Source organism: Kosakonia sp. SMBL-WEM22, from assembly GCF_014490785.1.
GTDB lineage: Bacteria > Pseudomonadota > Gammaproteobacteria > Enterobacterales > Enterobacteriaceae > Kosakonia.
Genome location: NZ_CP051488.1, coordinates 4,826,916 through 4,842,915 on the forward strand (window position 1 = coordinate 4,826,916; position 16,000 = coordinate 4,842,915).

General features: G+C 56.8%; 14 protein-coding genes and 4 tRNA genes. 6 read left to right on the plus strand and 12 right to left on the minus strand.

The features are described from left to right. Nucleotides 1-25: 25 nt before the first annotated feature. A complete protein-coding gene (locus HF650_RS23290; RefSeq protein WP_187800546.1) occupies nt 26-418 on the plus strand; it encodes a DUF2628 domain-containing protein in 393 nt (130 codons plus the stop codon). 40 nt (nt 419-458) lie between these two features. Here the strand turns inward: HF650_RS23290 and corA are convergent, their stop codons facing one another. From corA to HF650_RS23325, 7 genes are all read right to left on the minus strand, one after another. Then, the gene (gene corA, locus HF650_RS23295) at nt 459-1,409 is read right to left on the minus strand and encodes a magnesium/cobalt transporter CorA (protein ID WP_023479615.1); all 951 of its coding nucleotides are present in this window, start codon (nt 1,407-1,409) and stop codon (nt 459-461) included. A gap of 358 nt (nt 1,410-1,767) precedes the next feature. Then, nucleotides 1,768-3,930, minus strand: coding sequence for a DNA helicase II (uvrD, locus tag HF650_RS23300; protein ID WP_187800547.1), 2,163 nt, complete (start codon nt 3,928-3,930; stop codon nt 1,768-1,770). A gap of 135 nt (nt 3,931-4,065) precedes the next feature. After that, the gene (gene yigB / locus HF650_RS23305; RefSeq protein ID WP_187800548.1) at nt 4,066-4,782 is read right to left on the minus strand and encodes a 5-amino-6-(5-phospho-D-ribitylamino)uracil phosphatase YigB; all 717 of its coding nucleotides are present in this window, start codon (nt 4,780-4,782) and stop codon (nt 4,066-4,068) included. After that, complete coding sequence (gene xerC, locus HF650_RS23310; protein ID WP_187800549.1) at nt 4,782-5,684, minus strand: tyrosine recombinase XerC; 903 nt, start codon at nt 5,682-5,684, stop codon at nt 4,782-4,784. The genes yigB and xerC overlap by 1 nt, the downstream gene beginning before the upstream one ends. Continuing rightward, nucleotides 5,681-6,388 carry a DUF484 domain-containing protein gene (locus tag HF650_RS23315; protein ID WP_187800550.1) on the minus strand — a complete coding sequence of 236 codons (708 nt, stop codon included), beginning with the start codon at nt 6,386-6,388 and terminating at the stop codon, nt 5,681-5,683. Before HF650_RS23315 ends, xerC begins: the two co-directional genes overlap by 4 nt. Then, complete coding sequence (gene dapF, locus HF650_RS23320) at nt 6,385-7,209, minus strand: diaminopimelate epimerase (RefSeq protein ID WP_187800551.1); 825 nt, start codon at nt 7,207-7,209, stop codon at nt 6,385-6,387. The genes HF650_RS23315 and dapF overlap by 4 nt, the downstream gene beginning before the upstream one ends. 36 nt (nt 7,210-7,245) lie before the next feature. After that, the gene (locus tag HF650_RS23325; RefSeq protein WP_187800552.1) at nt 7,246-7,449 is read right to left on the minus strand and encodes a lipoprotein; all 204 of its coding nucleotides are present in this window, start codon (nt 7,447-7,449) and stop codon (nt 7,246-7,248) included. Between the two features lie 136 nt (nt 7,450-7,585). Between HF650_RS23325 and cyaY the strand changes: the two genes are divergently transcribed. Next, the gene (cyaY, locus tag HF650_RS23330; RefSeq protein ID WP_187800553.1) at nt 7,586-7,906 is read left to right on the plus strand and encodes an iron donor protein CyaY; all 321 of its coding nucleotides are present in this window, start codon (nt 7,586-7,588) and stop codon (nt 7,904-7,906) included. 31 nt (nt 7,907-7,937) lie between these two features. Here cyaY and cyaA read toward each other — a convergent pair whose 3' ends face one another. Further along, the gene (cyaA, locus tag HF650_RS23335) at nt 7,938-10,481 is read right to left on the minus strand and encodes a class I adenylate cyclase (RefSeq protein WP_187800554.1); all 2,544 of its coding nucleotides are present in this window, start codon (nt 10,479-10,481) and stop codon (nt 7,938-7,940) included. Between the two features lie 357 nt (nt 10,482-10,838). Between cyaA and hemC the strand changes: the two genes are divergently transcribed. Genes hemC through hemY form a run of 4 tightly spaced genes read left to right on the plus strand, consistent with a single transcriptional unit; the run spans nt 10,839 to nt 14,901 of the window. After that, nucleotides 10,839-11,780 carry a hydroxymethylbilane synthase gene (gene hemC / locus HF650_RS23340; RefSeq protein WP_187800555.1) on the plus strand — a complete coding sequence of 314 codons (942 nt, stop codon included), beginning with the start codon at nt 10,839-10,841 and terminating at the stop codon, nt 11,778-11,780. Beyond that, on the plus strand, nt 11,777-12,517 hold the full coding sequence (gene hemD, locus HF650_RS23345; RefSeq protein ID WP_187800556.1) for a uroporphyrinogen-III synthase: 741 nt from the start codon (nt 11,777-11,779) through the stop codon (nt 12,515-12,517). The genes hemC and hemD overlap by 4 nt, the downstream gene beginning before the upstream one ends. Before the next feature lie 21 nt (nt 12,518-12,538). After that, on the plus strand, nt 12,539-13,702 hold the full coding sequence (hemX, locus tag HF650_RS23350; protein ID WP_187800557.1) for a uroporphyrinogen-III C-methyltransferase: 1,164 nt from the start codon (nt 12,539-12,541) through the stop codon (nt 13,700-13,702). 2 nt (nt 13,703-13,704) lie between these two features. After that, nucleotides 13,705-14,901 (plus strand): protoheme IX biogenesis protein HemY, encoded by a 1,197-nt coding sequence (hemY, locus tag HF650_RS23355; protein ID WP_187800558.1) that lies wholly within the window; start codon nt 13,705-13,707, stop codon nt 14,899-14,901. A gap of 570 nt (nt 14,902-15,471) precedes the next feature. On the opposite strand, the gene HF650_RS23360 is transcribed toward hemY, so the two are convergent. The 4 genes from HF650_RS23360 to HF650_RS23375 form a co-directional block, all read right to left on the minus strand. Continuing rightward, a tRNA-Pro gene (locus tag HF650_RS23360) sits at nt 15,472-15,548 on the minus strand. A gap of 38 nt (nt 15,549-15,586) precedes the next feature. Next, nucleotides 15,587-15,673, minus strand: a tRNA-Leu gene (locus tag HF650_RS23365). A 30-nt stretch (nt 15,674-15,703) separates the two neighbouring features. Then, nucleotides 15,704-15,779: transfer RNA gene (locus tag HF650_RS23370), tRNA-His, on the minus strand. A gap of 69 nt (nt 15,780-15,848) precedes the next feature. Further along, nucleotides 15,849-15,925, minus strand: a tRNA-Arg gene (locus HF650_RS23375). Between the last annotated feature and the right edge of the window lie 75 nt (nt 15,926-16,000).

The window sequence follows — 16,000 nt, forward strand, 5'->3', positions numbered from 1 at the left end:
AGACAGGGTTTTTCAGGAGAGAAAAATGAGCACCATCAACGACTATGACTATCAGAAAGATGAATCGCTGAGCGATACGTGGAAATATCGCTTCGCATTTTTTGAAAAGAATGGTTACCCCGGATTCTGGCGCCCTACTCCGGCGTGGAAACAAGCGTTTAAGCAGATGAAATTTGGGGAGAAAGTAACTGTTAACCAAAACTTCTACGCATTCTTCTTCGGCTGTATTTATCTCTTTGTCCTGGGCCTGTGGAAAAAAGCGCTGACCTCTATTGGGCTGAACGTATTGGGATTATTAGTCGCCGCTCTTATAGGTTTCCCTTTCCTCTCCTTTATCGTGCCCATGCTTATCATGATGCGAACGAATGTCTGGTATCACGAATATAAGGTTAAAGGCATCCAGACCTGGGGCCTGTAAAGAAAAAAGGTTCAGCGCAGGCTGAACCTTTTTTATGACGTCAAAGCCAGTTGCGGCGTTTGAAGTAGAGGTAGGGAGCAAGGCCGGCGAGGATCATAAAGATAATCGCGCCGGGATAGCCGAAGCTCCAGTGCAGCTCAGGCATAAACTCGAAGTTCATCCCATAGCTCGACGCCACCAGCGTTGGCGGCAGAAACACCACCGAAACGACCGAGAAGATCTTGATGATTCGGTTCTGCTCGATATTGATAAAACCCATCGCCGCCTGCATCAGGAAGTTCACCTTCTGGAACAGGGATTCGTTATGCGGCAGCAGCGATTCGATATCGCGCAGGATCTCACGCGCCTGCTCAAGCTGACCCGCCGGTAAACGCGCTTTGCGCACCAGGAAGTTCAGCGCGCGCTGGGTATCCATCAGACACAACCGCACTTTCCAGCCGATATCTTCCTGTTCAGCAAGCGTCGAGAGCGCTTCGTCATACTCATCGCCCTGCTGCCCTTCCATAATGACGCGGCTGAGCTTTTCCAGATCGCTGTAGATGTTCTCAATCTCATCCGCCAGCTGTTCGATTTTGGTTTCGAAGAGATCGAGCAGCAGCTCATAGGCGTTGCCGTCGACCATCTCCTGGCTGCGGGCGCGCATACGGTAGAGACGAAACGCGGGCAGTTCACGCTCGCGCAGGGTAAAGAGACGCCCTTCGCGAATGGTGAATGCCACCGTTGAGTTGCCTGCGTGATCCTCCGCATCTTCATAAAAGAAGAATGAGTGAATATGCAGGCCATCTTCGTCTTCAAAAAAACGCGCCGAGGCTTCGATGTCTTCCAGTTCAGGTCGCGTAGCCAGATTCTGGCCCAATTCCGTTTGCACGCGGGTACGTTCATCATCGTCCGGCTCGACCAAATCAACCCAAACCGAGCTGGCGAGGTGTTTGATTTCGTCAGCCTCAAGACGGCTTAAACGGTTGTTTTCCAGTTGAAATGCGCTCAGCATGGCCGGGACTCCCAATGCAAAAAATATCGGACAGTTCGCAGGGCACACAAGAAACAATTGGGGTTTCAGACCATTAAACAGTCTGACTCAGCGCGACGGGGGATAAAGCGGGTCGCCGACAACCACTAAGGCCATCAGCATGAGGAGAAAGCCTTAGGAGTTGTTCCTGAAATCCAGGAAATTGAGCCAGCATCTACTGGGTGTGTCCAAGGCGAATGTCCTCTTAGCGTGATCGTGCGCGCATGTTACGCCAGCACTCTGAAGGCGTCAACACGCAACGAAACGCTAAAGAGCAATATTTGCCCTTCAGCGTATAAGGCTAGCAGAATATTACAAAATAATGATATTTTTCTGAATGTTACACGGTTTCTAGCTTCGCATAGGCGGCAACTAACCACTTAATGCCCTGCCCCTGGAACGCCACCTGCAAGCGGCTATGCTCACCGCTGCCTTCCATATTCACCACCGTGCCTTCGCCAAATTTGGCGTGGCGCACACGCTGACCAAGCTTATAACCCGTATCGCTCTGCGCGACCGGCGTGCCCATCCGCTGATGGCTGACCGGACGGCTGATGCTGGCGCGTAAGCGCACCTCTTCGACGCACTCTTCCGGCAGTTCGCCAATAAAGCGCGAAGGTCGGTGATAAACCTCTTTACCGTAAAGCCGACGCGTTTCCGCGTAGGTTAAGGTCAGTTTTTGCATCGCACGCGTGACGCCGACATAGGCCAGACGGCGCTCCTCTTCCAGACGACCACCCTCATCAAGGGACATCTGGCTCGGGAACATCCCCTCTTCCATACCGACAATAAACACCTGCGGGAACTCAAGCCCCTTCGCCGAGTGCAGGGTCATTAACTGCACCGCATCCTGCCAGGTGTCCGCCTGCCCTTCGCCCGCTTCCAGCGCCGCGTGGGAGAGGAACGCCTGCAGCGGCATTAAATCCTCATCTTCTTCGTTGTAGCTGAACTGGCGCGTTGCGGTGACCAGCTCCTCTAAGTTCTCAATACGCGTCTGGCCTTTCTCGCCCTTCTCCTGCTCGTACATCGCGCGCAGGCCGGAATCGCTAATCACCCGGTCAGTTTGCACATGCAGCGGCATATCCGCCGTCTCCTGCGCCAGCGCGTCAATTAGCTCAAGAAAACGCTGTAACGCGCCCGCTGCGCGACCCGCCAGCGCTTTCTCCTGTAACAGCTCGCGGGTCGCCTGCCACAGCGTCAGCTGACGCTCACGAGAGGTCTGGCGAACCACGTCGAGGGTGCGATCGCCAATGCCGCGCGTCGGCGTATTAACGACGCGCTCATATGCCGCGTCGTCGTTACGGTTAGCGATCAGGCGCAGATAGGCGAGCGCATCTTTGATCTCCTGCCGCTCGAAGAAGCGCATGCCACCATAGATGCGGTAGGGCATGCTCGCCTGCAGTAACGCCTCTTCCAGCACGCGCGACTGGGCGTTACTGCGATAGAGAATGGCGCACTGCGTCAGCTGGCCGCCATCGTCCTGCCAGGCTTTGATGCGATTGACAACAAAACGCGCCTCATCCAGCTCGTTAAACGCGCAGTAGAGGGAGATCGGCTCGCCGTTGGATCCTTCGGTCCACAGCTTTTTCCCCAGACGCCCGTTGTTGTTCTCAATCAGGGCGTTGGCGGCGCTCAGAATATTGCTGGTGGAGCGGTAGTTCTGCTCCAGGCGAATGGTTTGCGCACCGGGAAAATCGGTGAGGAAGCGCTGGATGTTCTCCACCTGCGCGCCGCGCCAGCCGTAGATTGACTGGTCATCGTCGCCGACGATCATCACCTTGCCGGTATCGCCCGCCAGCAGACGGATCCATGCGTACTGAATGTTGTTAGTATCCTGGAACTCATCGACCAGGATATTGGTAAAGCGTTCGCGATAGTGCTGCAGAATATGCGGTTTGTTCAGCCACAGCTCGTGGGCGCGCAGCAGCAGCTCCGCAAAATCGACCAGCCCGGCGCGATCGCACGCCTCCTGATAGGCCTGGTAGACCTTCTGCCAGGTCTGCTCTACCGGATTGCCGAAGCTTTGAATGTGGTGCGGGCGAATGCCCTCATCCTTCTGACCGTTGATGTAGTACATCCCCTGCCGCGCTGGCCACTGCTTCTCATCAAGGTTCATCGCTTTGATCAGGCGCTTGAGCAGGCGCAGCTGATCTTCGCTATCGAGGATCTGGAAATCCTGCGGCAGCTTCGCGTCCATATGGTGTGCGCGCAGCAGCCGGTGCGCCAGACCGTGGAAGGTGCCGACCCACATGCCGCCCTGGGTGGTGCCCATCAACTGGCCGATACGGTGGCGCATCTCCGCCGCCGCTTTGTTGGTAAAGGTGACCGCCATAATCGAGAAGGGCGAACAGTTCTCCACGGTCATCAGCCATGCGATACGGTGCACCAGCACGCGCGTCTTGCCGCTTCCCGCTCCCGCCAGCACCAGCATATTGCTGCGTGTCGCCGCTACGGCGTCGCGCTGTTTGTCATTGAGGCTGTCGAGCAGATAAGAAACGTCCATAGGTACCGTCGCGTAGTCATCAGGAATTGAACAAAACGCCGGTGGCGCTTCGCGTACCAGGGTCCGGTTTGCGTGGACGCATTCGCGCCGCGCCCGCCACCAAAACCCTGGTATTTTATACAGAACAATGGGTGATTATATCAGCGTAGTGAGGGATGCCAACCGCGAAATTTCCATATGCGGCAACAGGCGGCTGTCGCTGGCTTGCAGCAGATCTGCGCCCTCGGGTTTGATCCAGCAGGCCTGCATGCCACAGCGGATCGCGCCCGCAACGTCGGTAGTGAGATCGTCGCCAACGTGCAGAATGTTGCCAATGGGCACGCCAAGACGCTCTGCGGCGCGGTGATACATATCGCTGAAGGGTTTTGAACGCCCATCCGGCCCGGCGCGCAGGACAAATTTAAAATAGTCGCCGAGCCCGAACAGCTCCGGCTGCGCATTGCCGTTGGTGATCGCCACCAGCGGCCACTTCTCTGCCAGCTTCGCCAGCGTGTCGTGAGTCTCTTCCGGGACATCAATACGGCTGCGCCAGTGCGCAAAGTTGGCCATTGCCGCTTCTGCACCGGCTGCGGCCTCGTCTGCCGTCAGCCCGGCATCAAGCATGGCGCGCTCAACGGCGCGCCGCCGCCACTCGGTGACATCGTGATAGATATCCGGCTCGGTTTCGCGCAGCGACTGGCGCAGGCGCTTAAATTCGCTGTTCTCCAGCGTCGAGAGCGCCGGGTGGTAGCCCTGCAAAAAGGTCAGTGACTCCTGCTCTGTACGCTGGATCACTAGCCGGTTGTCATAAAGGGTGTCGTCCAGGTCGAAGGTGATCGCAGAGATCTCGCCTGGTGGGCGGTAAAAACGCATTATTTCCCCCGTTTTGCGCGCGGATGCGCCGCATCGTAGACCGAAGCAAGGTGTTGAAAATCAAGATGGGTATAGATCTGGGTGGTGGATAAATTGGCGTGGCCGAGCAGCTCCTGCACGCCGCGCAGATCGCCGCTCGACTCCAGCATATGGGTGGCAAAGGAGTGGCGCAGCTTATGCGGGTGCACATGGCTGTTCAGCCCCTGCTTAATGCCCCACTCGGCAAACCGTTTCTGCACATTGCGCGCCGAGATGCGCTTGCCAAGCTTTGAGAGGAAGAGCGCATCATCCTGCGCACCAAACAGTTCGCGCAGATCGAGCCAGTGCTCCACCCAGCTCACCGCATTGCGGCCAATCGGCACGCGGCGCTCTTTGCTGCCTTTGCCGAGCACCCACACTTCGCCGCTCTCCAGATCGAGGTGTTTGATATCGAGATTGACCAGTTCCGACAGACGCAGGCCCGCGCCGTACATCACTTCCAGCATCGCGCGGTCGCGCACCGCCAGCGGATCGTTAATGTCGATCTCCAGCAAACGGCTTACATCATCGACATCGATATTTTTCGGCAGATGGCGTGCGGCTTTCGGTGCGGAGACCCCTTTCGCCGGGTTGGCGGGCAGCTCGCCCTGGCTCACCAGCCAGTCGAAGAAGCTGCGCAGGGCGGAGAGCCGTAGCGCGAGACTCGCCGCACCCAGCCCTTTGCGGCGGCTGCGGGTGGCAATCGATCGCACCGTCGCGGCATCGCACTGTTGCCAGCTTTTGAGCCCAAGATCGCCTGCCATCGCCATAATGGCGTCCAGCTGGCGCTGATAGTTGCGCAGGGTGATCGGGCTGAGCTGGCGCTCAACGCCGAGGTAACGTAAAAAGCGGGTAACGAGCGGAAAGAGCGGCGAAGCGGTCATGCGCGCGCGATCCAGCGCTCGAGCAGATCTGGCAGCATCTGCGCGATCTCCTCCAGCAGTTGGGTACCCTGGCCATGTTGATAATGGTGCGGATCGCGGCTGCTGAACAGCACCACGCCGAGCGATCCATCCTGCCCCATTAGCGACATCGCGACAGAACCGATGGCTTTCGCTTCCGGCAGCAGCAGCAACAGCTCCGGCCCGTTGAGCGATCCCAGGTAGTGATGCTGGTGACCAAGGCGCTGAATGCGCAGCGGCTCAAAGGCCTGCCGGGAGAGAGAGAGATGGGTGTAGCGCGACGGCGCGCCGAGACGCCAGCGATCCGGAAAGAGGCGCACCGTGGCACCCGCCAGCCCTAAATCGCGCGCCCAGCGGTGCAGGCGGTTCAGCATCTCATCCAGGCTTGGCGCGGAAGCCAGCCGACTTTGCAGGCGCAGCAGGCGATAAAAGAGCCCTTCATTGGCGCTTGCCTGCTCCATCAGCAGCGTCATGTTCTCTTCCAGCACGTTGATGTGGTTGCGCGAACGCGCCATGTGCCACTCCACCAGCGAAACCGTGTCGCGCACCGCATGCGGCACACGCATCTGTTCCACCAGCCGCGCGTTACGGATAAAGAAGTCAGGATGACGCACCAAATAATCAGCGACGGTCTGATCTTCCAGCTCCGTCAGCGTCTCCTGCAATTCTTCCCCTGGTTGCTTCATAGATGAATAAACCCGTCATAGACATGTGCCGCCGGGCCAGTCATGTACAGCGGTTGGCCCGGGCCTTTCCAGGCGATATCAAGTCGACCGCCCGGTAACTCCACACGAACGCTTTCCGCCAGCAAGCCTTGCTGAATGCCGACGGCAACGGCTGCGCAGGCACCGCTTCCGCACGCCTGCGTTTCACCTGCGCCGCGCTCGAAAACGCGCAGGCGGATATGATCGGTTTTGATGACCTGCATAAAGCCGATATTGGCGCGTTCAGGAAAACGCTCATGGCTCTCCAGCACCGGTCCCAGCGTCTCTACCGGCGCGTTTTCCACGCTATCGACCTGGATAACACAGTGCGGGTTGCCCATCGATACGACGCCACAGAGCACGGTTTGTTCCGCCGCGCGCATAATATAGGTCTTCTCAGCTTTGTTTGCGCGAAACGGCACTTGCGACGGTTCGAAGTTCGGCTCGCCCATGTTTACGCGTACCAGTTCATCTTCCGTTACGCTCAATACCATACGCCCGTTCGCCGTACTGACGCGAATGTCACGTTTATTGGTCAAACCTTTCAGACGCACAAAGCGGGCGAAGCAGCGCGCGCCGTTGCCGCACTGGGACACTTCGCTGCCGTCAGCGTTGAAAATACGGTAGTGAAAATCGAGCTCGGGATCGTAAGGAGGCTCAACCACCAGCAGCTGGTCGAAGCCGACGCCAAGATGGCGATCCGCCAGACGACGGATCAACTCCGGGGAGAAAAAGAGATTCTGCGTCACCGCGTCGACGACCATAAAATCGTTGCCAAGGCCATGCATCTTTGAGAACTGCATTATCTACTCCATTTACGCGGGTACAGAGCGGTAACGTCAATAATTCACCTGAGTCGGCGAGCCGGTATCGCCCCGATCGTTACTATCCGGAATAGTAGGCTGGATCGTGCTTTCCTGCGTTTTGGTTGGCGGCGGCGCGGTTTTATCGGCCGGAGGGAAGTAGAGCGGCCCTTTCAGACCGCAGCCCGTCAGGCTGAACAGAGTCAGCACTACGGCCAGCGTGCGAAACAGATCTTTCATTATCATTGCCTGTGAGTTGATTCTTACTGCGCTCTATCATCGCAGGAGAAGACACAAAAGCAAGAGTTTGCACGTTTAGGGCAACGGGAAATGTTTCGCGTTATACTGCGGCCATCATAAAAAACAGGAAAGCAGAATGAACGATTCAGAATTTCATCGCCTCGCCGACGGCCTGTGGCTCACCATCGAAGAACGCCTGGATGAGTGGGACGGCGACAGCGATATCGACTGTGAAATCAACGGCGGCGTGTTAACCCTCAGCTTTGAAAACGGCAGTAAAATCATCATTAACCGTCAGGAGCCGCTGCACCAGGTGTGGCTGGCGACAAAACAGGGCGGTTACCATTTCAGTCTCAAAGGGAATGAGTGGGTCTGCGATCGCAGCGGCGAAACCTTCTGGGATCTGCTGGAGAAGGCCGCAAGCCAGCAAGCCGGCGAAAGCGTCACTTTCCGCTAAGAGGCACTGCCCGGGAGACCGGGCAGCAATATCAGGAGAAGTACTGCTGCAACAGCGGTGCAGCGTTATCCTGATTGGCCGGCGATGCGGTGCTGATTGCCTGGTTGCGGAACGGGATCACCTGCGCGCGCCCTTCAACATTCACAATCTGGTAGAACTGCGGCAGGTTGAAGTTGATAAAGCTTGAGCCGTAGGTAAAACGATCGTGGGAGGAGGAGAAGAAGCGGCTTACGTCACGCACCAGCTCCTCTTTGCTACCTTCACAGTGGTGATACACTTCGGCGCGGTTGCTCTCATCCAGAATATAGATGTTAAAGCCCTCTTCCCCCGCCTCTTCAAAGAAGAACTGAATAATCCCTTCGCTGGCAAAGCCATCCACCACCGCCGGTAATTCGACGTGGTTGGTTTCCACCTGCACCGACAAACCGTGCAGCTTGTTGTGGGAGATAGCCCCGTAAAACTCAATGGCGTTTTCCAGCTTCTGCACCGAAACGTTCACGCGCTCGAAGAACAAGCCCCAGGTTTGCCCCGCCACGCGCAGCGCTTTAAAGCGACCCGTTTCGTGACGCGTCGTTGAGAGGCGTAGCTCGATACATTCAGAGACCAGCTGCTGCACGCGGGTGCGGATCAGGCCGCGCAGATGCTGGCTATAACAGAAGACCTCGACGCTGTCCGGCGGCGCAGCATCCTGGTGCATTTTGCCGAGGATGGTTTTCAGCGCTTCAATCATCGCCTGCTCACCGTTGAAGTGCAGGGTACGCACTTCGTTCCACGAGTTGCGGTAGAGCAGATCGACGCTGCCAACGAGGCAATTTTGCTGCTCGCCAAAGCTGAAGACATCAAGCTTACGGAAATCAAAGTGCACCACCTGGTTACGGAACGCCGCTGTCGGGTCGTACTCCAGGTTGACGATAATCGCCAGGTGGCGGATTTCGCACGGGCTGTAGAGCGCTTTCGGCGTCGGTGCAGGCAGGCGCAGCGGGAAGTGGTGCGAAACATCAGCAACCATCTCCTGCAGCTTCGGCAGATCGACAATGCCGTTGCCCTTAATAAACAGGCGCGTACGCGACGTCAGCAGGCCGTTAAACCACGCCCAGGCCACCAGCTTATTCAGGTAGCGGTTATACTCCAGCGGCTGATGGCTGACGATGGAGTCCATATTCGGCGCGCGGTTATAGAGATACCAACCGGTGCGGTTGGCGCGCCCCGGCGGCACATGAATAAAGGTTAAATTCGGTTCGGAGAGATCCGGTGAAATCTGCGGGTTCACCAGCGTCACTTTGCCCGGCAACGCTTCAAACGCCGCGTAGAGTTTACGGGTCAAGACACCGATATCCTGCGGGCTGGCGGAGACGCTCAGGTTATTACGGCGGGCAAAGCGGATCAGGTTGCGGTAGCTCTGCATCATCGCATCAAGCAGCTCATTGTGCGCTTCACGCACCTGATCGATTTTCCAGTTAGCGCGGTTATCGAGCATCGCGAGGCGCGCTTCATCCCAGCCCCACTCTTTTACTAACTGCGTGATCACTTCGCGACGCCAGCCGACGCAGGCGCGTTCGCGGCTCAGCTTTTCACACACTTTTAAGTAGAAACATCGACGCACCAGATCCAGACGCGTCGGATCCTCAATCGCCTGCAGATAGTGCGTCACGCGCTCAAGCATCATGCAGTAGTGATCGAGGCCAAAGGAGACGATCTCGCCGTCGTGCAGGCGCTGTTTGATATCTTTCGCCAGCAGGCGGGTATTCGGATATTCCCAGGAGTAGGCTTCGAGCAGCAGGGTTTTCAGCACCGCTTTATAGGGCGAGTCAATGCTCTTATAGAGCTGCCACAGGCTGGCGCCAAAATACTCTTCCGCCGAGAGCGAGCTTAAGCCGCCCAGATCGAGCCACTCGTTCGGCGTCAGCACGCCCTGCGCGTAGAGCGTCATGACGTAATCGTCGTAATTCTCCTCTTCGTCGCCCGGCACCATATTCCACAGAATACGTTTACCTGCCAGGCGCACGGCGGTGCGGTAGAACTCATCGAGCAGTAAAATGTGCTGCGTTGAGCCGCAATCTTCGCCGCCGAGGCTGCCGCTTTCATTATGGCGGAAGCGGTTCTCATCAATCAGGAAGAAGCTCACTTCCACGCCGAGGGAGGCCGCCCAGCTCTCAAGCAGGCTGCATTTACGCTGTAGCAGCTGGCGCTCGTCGTTATCGAGCCAGGATTGGTGGCAGACCCAGATATCAAGGTCCGAAGAGCAGCTCTGCCCAACCGAGGAGGTGCTGCCCATGGAGTAGACACCGGTGATCGGCAGCTCGCCGGTCGGCGCATCCTGCGCAGGTAGGCCACGGTTCAGCTCAAGTTCGTTCAGGTAGTGAAGTTGGTTTTCATCAGGCGTGTAGAGGCAAATGCCATTGGGAACGTTACCGTCAAGGTAGCCAGGCATCAGCGGATGGTGATAGTGCAGTAATGTCGGCAGCAGACTGTAAACCTGCTGAAAAGCAGGGCCCATGGCAGCAAGCGCGCGATCCACACGCAGTTGATTAATGGCATCCAGTCGCTGTTTCAGCGTCTCAATATAGAGGTACAAGACATATCGCCTGATGTTTTATACACACCTTCATGCTGATGTTTTGTAGGCCGCAGCTTGAAAAGGGGTGCGTAGACAGAGAATCCAAAAGTAGCCGTTGCCCTTTTTTCGTCGTTATCGTTATGGGAGGACAGACGAAAAAATGGTCTAAAACGTGATCAATCTAACACCTTGCTCATTGACCGTAAAGAAAGATGCGCTACAAACCAGTTTAGCATTAAACGCACCCTGTAAATTCCGAATTACATCCCCCGCTGCGCCTGTTGCGCGGGGCGAGACCCGCAATCGACCGTGAACACTGACACCCTAATGCAACAGTGTTAGGATGGTCAACGGACGAAATTGACGGTATCAAGCATGGTAGACAATGTTTTAAGAATTGCCACACGGCAAAGCCCGCTTGCGCTCTGGCAGGCACATTATGTAAAAGCGCGCCTTGAAGCGAGCCATCCGGGGTTATCAGTGGAACTGGTGCCGATGGTAACGCGCGGCGATGTGATCCTTGATACGCCGCTGGCGAAAGTGGGCGGCAAAGGTCTGTTCGTCAAAGAGCTTGAACGGGCACTGCTCGACAACCACGCCGACATCGCCGTGCACTCAATGAAAGATGTGCCGGTCGACTTTCCCGATGGCCTCGGCCTTGTGACGATTTGCGAACGCGACGATCCGCGCGATGCTTTTGTATCGAACCGCTATAAAGCGCTGGACGAACTGCCCGCAGGCAGTATTGTCGGCACCTCCAGTTTACGTCGCCAGTGTCAGCTGGCTGCGCTGCGCCCCGATCTGGTGATCCGCTCCCTGCGCGGCAACGTGGGTACTCGCCTGAGCAAGCTCGATAACGGCGAATACGATGCGATTATCCTCGCCGTCGCCGGTCTTAACCGCCTGGGTCTGAGCGATCGCGTACGCTGGGCGCTGCCGCCGGAGATCTCACTCCCGGCCGTAGGCCAGGGCGCGGTCGGCGTTGAGTGCCGTCTTGACGATGCGCGCACCCGTGCGCTGCTGCAGCCGTTGAACCATGATGAGACCGCAATCCGCGTTAAAGCCGAGCGGGCGATGAATACCCGTCTTGAAGGTGGATGCCAGGTGCCGATCGGCAGCTATGCTGAACTGATCGGCAGCGAGCTCTGGTTACGCGGGCTGGTTGGCGCGCCGGATGGTTCGACGATGATACGCGGCGAGCGCCGTGGTCGGCCGGAAGATGCGGTTGAAATGGGCATCTCACTGGCGGAAGAGCTGTTAGATAACGGCGCACGCGCCATTCTTGCTGATATTTACAACGGAGAAGCCCCTGCATGAGTATCCTGGTCACCCGTCCCTCTCCCTCCGGAGAAGAGTTAGTGAGCCGACTGCGCACACTGGGTTTGGTGGCCTGGAGCTTTCCGTTGATTGAATTTACGCCGGGCCGCGAGTTGCCATTATTGCCTGAGCGGCTCGCCAAGCTCGGCGCACATGATCTCGCGTTTGTCCTGTCACAGCATGCTGTCTCCTTCGCGCACGCCCATTTGCAGCAGGCTGGCCTCTCTTTCCCAATGGAACCAGCCTGGTTTGCTATCGGGCGCACCACCGCGCTCGCGCTACATACGGTAAGCGGCATTGATGTGCGCTACCCTCACGACCGGGAAATCAGCGAAGTGTTGCTACAATTACCTGAATTGCAAGATGTTCAGGGCAAGCATGCGCTAATCTTACGGGGCAACGGCGGACGCGAACTGTTGGCAGAGACGTTGACTGAGCGCGGCGCACAGGTTGAATTTTGCGAGTGTTATCAACGCAGTGCAAAATTTTATGACGGTGCAGAAGAAGCGATGCGCTGGCATACGCGGGGCGTCTCAACGCTGGTGGTCACCAGCGGCGAAATGCTGCAGCAACTTTTTTCACTTATTCCTCCCTGGTATCGGGAGAACTGGTTACTTCGCTGCCGCCTGGTGGTGGTAAGCGAACGTCTGGCGAACCTTGCCCGGGAACTGGGCTGGCAAGACATTCAGGTCGCTGACAATGCCGACAACGATGCGCTGCTTCGCGCATTACAATAACTCTCATAATGGGAAGCCATAATGACGGAACACGAAAACTCCTCCGCCGTGGTTGAAGAGACCAAAGCGGCTGACGGCGTAACGCCGCCGCCGGAGAAAGCAGAGAAGAAGAGACGCGCTAACAGGACCAGCCTCGCGCTAAGCGCGATCGCCATCGCTATTGCGCTGGCATCGGGCGCCGGGCTTTATGGCTGGGTGAAGCATCAAAATGCAACCCTGCAAACCACTAACGGCGAAATTGCTGACCAACTGATCGCGCTGCAACAGACGCAGGATAAGCAGCGTAGCGAGCTGGAAGGGGTGATTAAACAGCAGGCTGATGCGCTGGCGGCAGAAAAACGCCAAAGCGAAGCGCTGGCGAAGCAGCTTGATGAAGTGCAGCAGAAAGTCGCGACCATCTCCGGCTCCGATGCCAGGACCTGGCAGCTGGCGCAGGCCGATTTCCTCGTCAAGCTGGCGGGTCGCAAGCTGTGGAGCGATCAGGATGTCACCACCGCAGCCGCGCTGCTGAAAAGCGCTGACGCAAGCCTGGCGGATATGAACGATCCGAGCCTGATTACTGCGCGCCGCGCCATCACTGACGATATCGCCAGCCTCTCATCTGTGGCCCAGGTCGATTATGACGGTGCCATTCTTAAGCTGAACCAGCTCTCTAATCAGATCGATAACCTGCGGCTGGCGGACAATAACGACGATGATTCGCCGATGGATGCCGACAGCGGCGAGCTCTCAAGCTCCATCAGCGAGTGGCGCGTCAACCTGCAAAAAAGCTGGCGCAATTTTATGGACAGCTTTATTACCATTCGCCGCCGGGATGAGACCGCCGTGCCGCTGTTAGCGCCAAATCAGGATGTCTATCTGCGCGAGAATATCCGCTCGCGTCTGCTGGTTGCGGCGCAGGCCGTGCCGCGTCACCAGGAAGAGACCTATAAACAGGCGCTGGATAACGTGTCGACGTGGGTTCGCGCCTACTACGATACTGACGATGCGGCCACCAAAGCGTTTCTCGAAGAGGTGGATAAGCTCGGCCAGCAATCTATCGCTATGGAGCTGCCTGAATCGCTCCAGAGCCAGCCTATTCTGGAAAAACTGATGCAGACCCGCGTGCGCAATCTGCTCGCGCAGCCCGCTGTGCCGTCTGAACAGGCCCCATCAGCGCCCGCTGATGCAGCGCAGGGAGAATAATTATGCTGAAAGTATTATTGCTTTTTGCACTGCTTCTCGCTGGTATTGTGCTTGGCCCAATGCTCGCCGGGCATCAGGGCTATGTGCTGATCCAGACGGATAACTACAACATTGAAACCAGCGTCACCGGTCTGGTGATTTTACTGGTGTTGACGCTGGTGGTGATGTTCGCACTGGAGTGGCTGCTGCGCCGTATCTTCCGCACCGGTGCGCATACCCGCGGCTGGTTTATGGGTCGTAAGCGCCGTCGTGCGCGCAAGCAGACGGAACAGGCGTTGCTGAAGCTGGCGGAAGGCGATTATCAGCAGGTTGAGAAGCTGATGTCGAAAAATGCCGATCACGCAGAGCAGCCGTTGGTTAACTACCTGCTGGCAGCGGAAGCTGCACAGCAGCGCGGCGATGAAATGCGCGCTAATCAACATCTTCAGCGTGCCGCTGAGTTGGCAGAAAATGATCCGATTCCGGTAGAAATCACGCGCGTTCGTCTGCAACTGGCGCGCAATGAAAACCATGCTGCACGCCATGGCGTTGATAAACTGCTGGAGATCGCGCCGCGCCATCCGGAAGTGCTGCGTCTGGCGGAACAGGCCTATATTCGCACCGGTGCATGGACATCGCTGCTCGATATCACTCCTTCGATGGCGAAAGCTAACGTTGGCGATGAAGAGCACCGCGACAGGCTGCAACAGCAGGCGTGGATCGGCATTATGGATCAAGCTCGCGCCGATCAGGGTAGCGACGGCTTGAAGGGCTGGTGGAAGAATCAGAGCCGTAAGACGCGCCACCAGGTAGCGCTGCAGGTGGCCATGGCGGAGCACTTAATTGAGTGCGACGATCACGACACCGCGCAGGAGATCATCCTCGACGGCCTGAAACGACAATATGACGATCGTCTGGTGCTGGTGATCCCGCGCCTGAAGACCAACAACCCGGAACAGGTTGAAAAAGTGCTGCGTCAGCAGATCAAAACCCAGGGCGATCGCCCGCTGCTGTGGAGCACGCTCGGCCAGTCGCTGATGAAACACGGCGAGTGGCAAGAAGCGACGGTCGCATTTCGCGCCGCGCTGAAACAGCGCCCGGATGCATTTGACTACGCATGGCTCGCCGACTGTCTCGACCGCCTGCGCCAGCCTGAAGAGGCCGCAACGATGCGTCGTGACGGCCTGCTGTTAACGTTGCAGAACAATCCCCCAGCTTAACCTTCCCTTCGCGTTACAGAATTTGTCTGTAGCGCGAGTCTTCTCTTCAGCCATAAAAAAACGCCTGTCAGCATAAACTGACAGGCGTTAAAACAGGTCTTTGACAACTAATGGGTGCTTCACTCAACGTTATGCCCATGGTGTTTGATGAGGCCGAAGCGACATCTCTCGGTGGACGATAAGCACCATAAAACGGCTCTGCGTCATTCCTGGGTTTATGAGGCCAGACGGCGAACATAAGAGATGGAATGAGCATCTACCCATGTATTATTGCACATAGCGTGCCAACCCCGCATTAAGAAATGTTACATCACGCAACGTTTTAAGAAACCTCTATATTCATGCCGTTAGCAGGCAGCAAACATCCGTTCAAACCTCTTTGCAGCCACAGTGTGTCGCTGTGGGACGACATATCTGCGCCATCTTAGATAAATTATTTTAAATCAATAGGTTATATGTAGCCAATAGGCGACAACGCGCGATGGGAATGTTGCTGAAGAGCAACAGAGGGAAATGAGGAAAACCTGAACCGCAGAAAACAAAAAACCCCGCTTACGCGGGGTTCAAAATTGGTCGGCGAGAGAGGATTCGAACCTCCGACCCACTGGTCCCAAACCAGTTGCGCTACCAAGCTGCGCTACTCGCCGTTTTACTGCTTTTTGACTTTTTTGTTCAATCAAAGTTGTGGTGCGAGGGGGGGGACTTGAACCCCCACGTCCGTAAGGACACTAACACCTGAAGCTAGCGCGTCTACCAATTCCGCCACCTTCGCATCGCCACGAAACTTTTTACTGCTAAATAATGGGGTGGCTAATGGGACTCGAACCCACGACAACTGGAATCACAATCCAGGGCTCTACCAACTGAGCTATAGCCACCACTGTAAATCTGTTCACGCGGTATCGTGATAATTCACGATCCACCGCAGCTCAAGCGCCGGGTTAAAATGGCGCGCCCGACAGGATTCGAACCTGAGACCTCTGCCTCCGGAGGGCAGCGCTCTATCCAGCTGAGCTACGGGCGCGTAGCGCCGTTGCGGGGGTGGATAGTACGGACTTCGGGGGCAGCTGTCTAGTGCTTTTTTGAAGAAAAATGCGCG

Bases quoted from the DNA above. Each gene is read 5' to 3' on its own strand.
- HF650_RS23290 (WP_187800546.1), top strand. From the start codon at position 26: ATGAGCACCATCAACGACTATGACTATCAGAAAGATGAATCGCTGAGC.
- corA (WP_023479615.1), bottom strand. From the start codon at position 1,409: ATGCTGAGCGCATTTCAACTGGAAAACAACCGTTTAAGCCGTCTTGAG.
- uvrD (WP_187800547.1), bottom strand. From the start codon at position 3,930: ATGGACGTTTCTTATCTGCTCGACAGCCTCAATGACAAACAGCGCGAC.
- yigB (WP_187800548.1), bottom strand. From the start codon at position 4,782: ATGCGTTTTTACCGCCCACCAGGCGAGATCTCTGCGATCACCTTCGAC.
- xerC (WP_187800549.1), bottom strand. From the start codon at position 5,684: ATGACCGCTTCGCCGCTCTTTCCGCTCGTTACCCGCTTTTTACGTTAC.
- HF650_RS23315 (WP_187800550.1), bottom strand. From the start codon at position 6,388: ATGAAGCAACCAGGGGAAGAATTGCAGGAGACGCTGACGGAGCTGGAA.
- dapF (WP_187800551.1), bottom strand. From the start codon at position 7,209: ATGCAGTTCTCAAAGATGCATGGCCTTGGCAACGATTTTATGGTCGTC.
- HF650_RS23325 (WP_187800552.1), bottom strand. From the start codon at position 7,449: ATGAAAGATCTGTTTCGCACGCTGGCCGTAGTGCTGACTCTGTTCAGC.
- cyaY (WP_187800553.1), top strand. From the start codon at position 7,586: ATGAACGATTCAGAATTTCATCGCCTCGCCGACGGCCTGTGGCTCACC.
- hemC (WP_187800555.1), top strand. From the start codon at position 10,839: ATGGTAGACAATGTTTTAAGAATTGCCACACGGCAAAGCCCGCTTGCG.
- hemD (WP_187800556.1), top strand. From the start codon at position 11,777: ATGAGTATCCTGGTCACCCGTCCCTCTCCCTCCGGAGAAGAGTTAGTG.
- hemX (WP_187800557.1), top strand. From the start codon at position 12,539: ATGACGGAACACGAAAACTCCTCCGCCGTGGTTGAAGAGACCAAAGCG.
- hemY (WP_187800558.1), top strand. From the start codon at position 13,705: ATGCTGAAAGTATTATTGCTTTTTGCACTGCTTCTCGCTGGTATTGTG.